The sequence below is a fragment of the Gemmatimonadales bacterium genome (assembly GCA_035502185.1).
GTDB lineage: Bacteria > Gemmatimonadota > Gemmatimonadetes > Gemmatimonadales > JACORV01 > Fen-1245.
In genome coordinates, this window is record DATJUT010000008.1 from 1 (window position 1) to 4,369 (window position 4,369).

The 4,369-nt window shown below is 71.3% G+C and carries 5 protein-coding genes; all 5 read left to right on the top strand.

Annotation, left to right across the window (positions count from 1 at the left end):
* On the top strand, nt 1-399 hold a 399-nt coding region (locus VMF70_00855), incomplete at its 5' end, for a hypothetical protein (protein ID HTT66551.1).
* Between the two features lie 59 nt (nt 400-458).
* A complete protein-coding gene (locus tag VMF70_00860; protein ID HTT66552.1) occupies nt 459-1,661 on the top strand; it encodes a hypothetical protein in 1,203 nt (400 codons plus the stop codon).
* 1 nt (nt 1,662) lies between these two features.
* Nucleotides 1,663-2,829 carry a hypothetical protein gene (locus VMF70_00865; GenBank protein ID HTT66553.1) on the top strand — a complete coding sequence of 389 codons (1,167 nt, stop codon included), beginning with the start codon at nt 1,663-1,665 and terminating at the stop codon, nt 2,827-2,829.
* An 82-nt stretch (nt 2,830-2,911) separates the two neighbouring features.
* Nucleotides 2,912-3,256: a hypothetical protein gene (locus tag VMF70_00870; protein ID HTT66554.1), complete on the top strand. Its 345-nt coding sequence runs from the start codon at nt 2,912-2,914 to the stop codon at nt 3,254-3,256.
* 105 nt (nt 3,257-3,361) lie between these two features.
* A partial coding sequence (locus tag VMF70_00875; GenBank protein HTT66555.1) for a TonB-dependent receptor occupies nt 3,362-4,369 on the top strand: 1,008 nt, incomplete at its 3' end.

A 4,369-nucleotide genomic window follows, 5' to 3' on the forward strand; every position in this document is an offset into this window, starting at 1 on the left:
ACCGCCTTCCAGGTGACGGTCTCCGCCCACGTGGCCGACTCGCTGGACGGCTTCAGCCTGGACATGTTCGCCGCGCGCACCAACTTCGATCCGTTCGACTACGACGACACCCTGGATTTCACCCTCACCCGTGCCCCCCAGACGGTCCGCCTCGCGGGTGCCATCAGCACCTACTGCCTGGTTCCGTCGGTCGGCATCCGGATCTCGGTGAACGACAGCGCCTACGCGACGATCACCAACGGCACCACGACGACGCCGAACGTCACGCTCGTGGGGGGCCAGCCGGCCGGCACCGCCGCGTCGCGGACGCTCCTGGGGATGCAGAGCGCGCAGCAACGGCTGTTCGGCTGGCTGGGTGCGCTGTTCGCCCCGGCCAAGGCGCTCCTGCCACGGAGCTAGACCTGGCCCGCGCGGCGCCTCGTCCGGCGCGGTGCGGCCGGCTCGCCGCGGTCGCGCTGGTGGCCGGGGCGCTCGCGCCGCTCCCGCTCGGCGCGCAGGTGTCGCTCGGCGCGCAGATCACGCCGGTCCTCACGCGCGCGGATCCCGTGCCGGGCGGCTCCTCCCTCACCGAGCTGCGCTTCACCTCCCCGCTGCTGTACGGCACCGTGGACGTCCTCGGCGCGCGGGTGCGCTTCCACGTCACGCTCGACGGCGAGGGCTGGACCATGCCTCACGGCGAGCTCGCGACCGGGGACTTCGGCGAGGGGTGGGAAGACCGCCGGCATCCGCACACCTGGGCCCACGAGCTGCTCGTCTCGGCGACCGACCTCCCTCTGCTGCCCGGCGGCGTGCACTGGTCCCTCACGGCCGGCAAGGGCTTCGCGCCGTATGGCACGGACGATCCGATGATGCGGCCGGCGCTCATCTTCCCGGTGAACCACCACTGGGCGCAGATCCTGGAACGCGCGCTCGCGATCCTGGGAGCGCGGGGTGGGCCGGTCACGCTGGAGGGCGCCATCTTCAACGGCGACGAGCCCGAGCGCTGGGACCAGTGGCCCAACTGGCGCCGGTTCGGCGACTCGTGGTCCGCGCGGGCGCTGGTGCAGGCGTCGGCGGCGGTGGAGCTGCAGGCGTCCTACGCGCACGTGAAGTCGCCGGAGAACCGCGCCGGTGCCGGCCCCGACCAGGACAAGGTCAGCGTGTCCGCCCGCCTGGAGCGCCCGCTCGGCGCCGGCCGGATCTACGGCCTCGCGGAATGGGCGTACAACGCGGAGGCCGCGGGCTTCTTCAAGTTCTACTCGGGGCTCGCGGAAGCGCAGTGGTCGCGCGCCGCGCACCGCGTCTACCTGCGCCTCGAGCGCACCGACCGCCCCGAGGACCAGCGGGTGTTCGGCAATCCGTTCCGCACCGTCCGGCCGCTGCTCGAAAGCTCGATCATCGGCATCACCCGCTGGCTGGTCGCGACGGGGGGCTACGGCCGCGCCCTCACCCCCGCGCGCCTGCCCGTCCAGGTCGAGGGCATCGCCGAGGCCGAGTACGCCCACGTCACCAGGCTCACCGGCGTGTTCGATCCCGCGGCGCAGTACGGGCGGAACGATTTGTGGATGTTCAGCGTAGCACTGCGCATCGCCGCCGGCGGGCCGATGCACCGGATGGGACGGTACGGAGTCGCCGCCGGTGGCGGACCCTCCGCGATGGGGCACATGGAAGGGATGGACTGACATGACGCACCTCCGCCGATGGGCCGGGTGCGCCCTTGCGGCCGCCCTCGCCGCGTGCAGCAAGGCCGAGACCACCGGGACGGGACCGGACACGACCGGGGTCCGCCTCGTCGCCACCGTTCCCGTGCCGGCCAACTACGGCCAGCACGACGAGTTCCTCCGCGCCGGGCTCGCATTCCTGTGCTCGTGGAACACGGGGCTCCAGATCTACGACGTCGGCGACGGCAGGGCCGGCGGCAGCCCGCAGAATCCCCAGTTCATCTCGCGGGTCGTGACGGCCGGCGGCGAGGTGCACAACGCCTGGTGGTACTGGGCGCCCGACGGGCAGAAGCGGTACGTGTTCGTGGGCCAGGAGGGCCCCGGCGCGATCGGCAGCAGCTCGAGCGGCGACATCCACGTCGTGGACGTCTCGAACCTGAGCGCGCCGGTGGAGGTCGCCTCCTACCACATGGCGGGCGCCGGCACGCACAACTTCTGGGTGGACGAGGCGAATCAGATTCTCTACGCGGCCTACTACAACGGCGGCGTGGTGGCGCTCGACGTCTCGGGGACGCTGAGCGGCGACCTGTCGAGCCGCCTGATCTCGCAGATCCAGCCCGGCGGCGCGGGCGACACCTACGTGTGGGGCGTGATGCTCTTCAACGGGTCGCTGTACGCCTCGGACATGCTCAGCGGGTTCTGGCAGCTCGGGCTCGTGCACGACACGCTGCGGGTCCTGGGGGGCGGCAACAACGTGCCCGAGCGCTACGGCTCCGACCTGTGGGTCGCCAACGGGTACGCGTACACGGGCACGTGGGGGACGCGGGCCGCCGTGCTCGGCAACGCGGTCAAGATCTGGAAGCTCGACTCGGCCGGGGCGCCGCTGCTCCACGACTCGATCGTGACGCCGGGATTCACCACCGTCAGCGACGTGCGGGTGAGCGCCGACGGCCGGCTCCTGGTCTTCAGCGGCGAGTACGGCCCGAGCGCCGGGATCTACTTCTACGGCCTGGTGGCCGACCCGGGGCATCCGGCGTTCATCGCGTACTACCCGCTGGTGACCAACAACCAGAACGGCATCCACACGGTCACGATCAGCGACATCGGGGGGCGGCGCTACGTGTTCGCCGCCGAAGACCCGCCGACCCCCGCGATGCTGGTGCTGGACGTGACGGCGATCAGCCCGTGATGGCTTCCCACCACGGGCCGTCAGGCTGCGCGGCGCTCGCCCCTGGAACCCCTTCCGCTTTCCGGGTATGATGTTGGCTCGCATGCGAAGCCGCCCGTTCCGTGCCACCGCGCTGCTCGTCACCGCCCTGTTCCTGGGGGGCATCGGCGGCGCCGCGGACCTCGACGCTCTGCTCTTCCACGGAGCGGGTGCGCCGGGCGCCGCGGCCACGCACTACGAGTCGACCGGCTCGACGCACCCTCACGCCGACAACTGCCTCCTCACCCTGCGCGTCGCGAGCGGGCGGGGCTCGCTTCCGCTCGCGTCGCCGGTTCGCTTCGAGGGCCTTCCGCAGCACGCCACCGGGCCGCTTCCGGTGGTCGTTCCGCCGACGTTCCATCCCGGCTTCCACCAGGATTCCCGCGCTCCACCGGCCGCACTCGCCTAGGTCACCGGTTGTCACGTTCCCCGTCCGGGTCCGCGCGACGCGCGGCCGGGCGCACGACCATGCGCGGCTCCGGCTGCGCACCGACTGAACGCGAGGATGGATGCGATGCTCAGAACCACTGTCTTTGGCCGCGCCGGCGGCACGCTGGCCCTGCTGATCGGATGCCTCACACATGCCGCCGCGGCGCAGGAGCTCAGCGACCGCGCCGCGACTCCTGCCGCCGTCCGGGCCGACACTAACCCCACAGCCGACGTGCTCGGCACCGTCACGGACACTTCGAGCGGCGGGCCCCTGGCCAGCGCCGAGATCCAGATCCTGCGCAACGGACAGGTCATCGCCCAGACGCATTCCGACCGCCTGGGGGCCTACCGTATCCACCATGTTCGCGTCGGCTCGTACGTCATCGAGGCCCGGCTCGTTGGATTCAAGCCCGTGTCGGTGCCGCTCGCCGTCGGCAGGACCGACATCGTCCAGGTGTCGTTCGTCATGGTGTCGGCTCCCGTTGTGGTGTCGGCGATCGAGGTCAGGGCCGCCCCCGAGGCCGTGGACACCCGGACCGGCGACCAGGTGTTCAAGCAGGACGAGTTCCAGGGCAGCCCGACGCTCACGACCTCCCAGATCGTCCAGCAGGCCATCGCCGGCGCCGCGCGCGCGCCGACCGGCGAGGTGCACATCCGGGGACAGCACGCCGAGTACACCTACTACATCGACGGCGTGCCGGTGCCGCCCGGCATCTCGGGCAGCCTGAACGAGCTGTTCGATCCGACGATCGCGGACCAGATCGACTTCCAGACGGGCAGCTGGGACGCCGAGTACGGCGGCCGGAACGTCGCCGTGATCAACGTGACGACCAAGATTCCCTCCGGCGGCTTCCACGCGAGCGCGTCGAGCTACGTCGGTGATTACGCCTCCGACGGCCAGACGCTCACCGCCAGCACCAACAGCGGCAAGTGGGGCCTCTTCGTCTCGGGAACCCGCACCGAGACCGACCTCCGGCGCGAGCCGGTCGTCGCGCTTGGCGACACGAACGCCTCCGGCGTGATCACGAAGGTCACCGGCTTCAGGAACTACAGCAACTACGGGCAGGACGCTTACACCTTCGGGAAGCTCCAG

Bases quoted from the DNA above. Each gene is read 5' to 3' on its own strand.
- VMF70_00865 (HTT66553.1), top strand. From the start codon at position 1,663: ATGACGCACCTCCGCCGATGGGCCGGGTGCGCCCTTGCGGCCGCCCTC.
- VMF70_00870 (HTT66554.1), top strand. From the start codon at position 2,912: ATGCGAAGCCGCCCGTTCCGTGCCACCGCGCTGCTCGTCACCGCCCTG.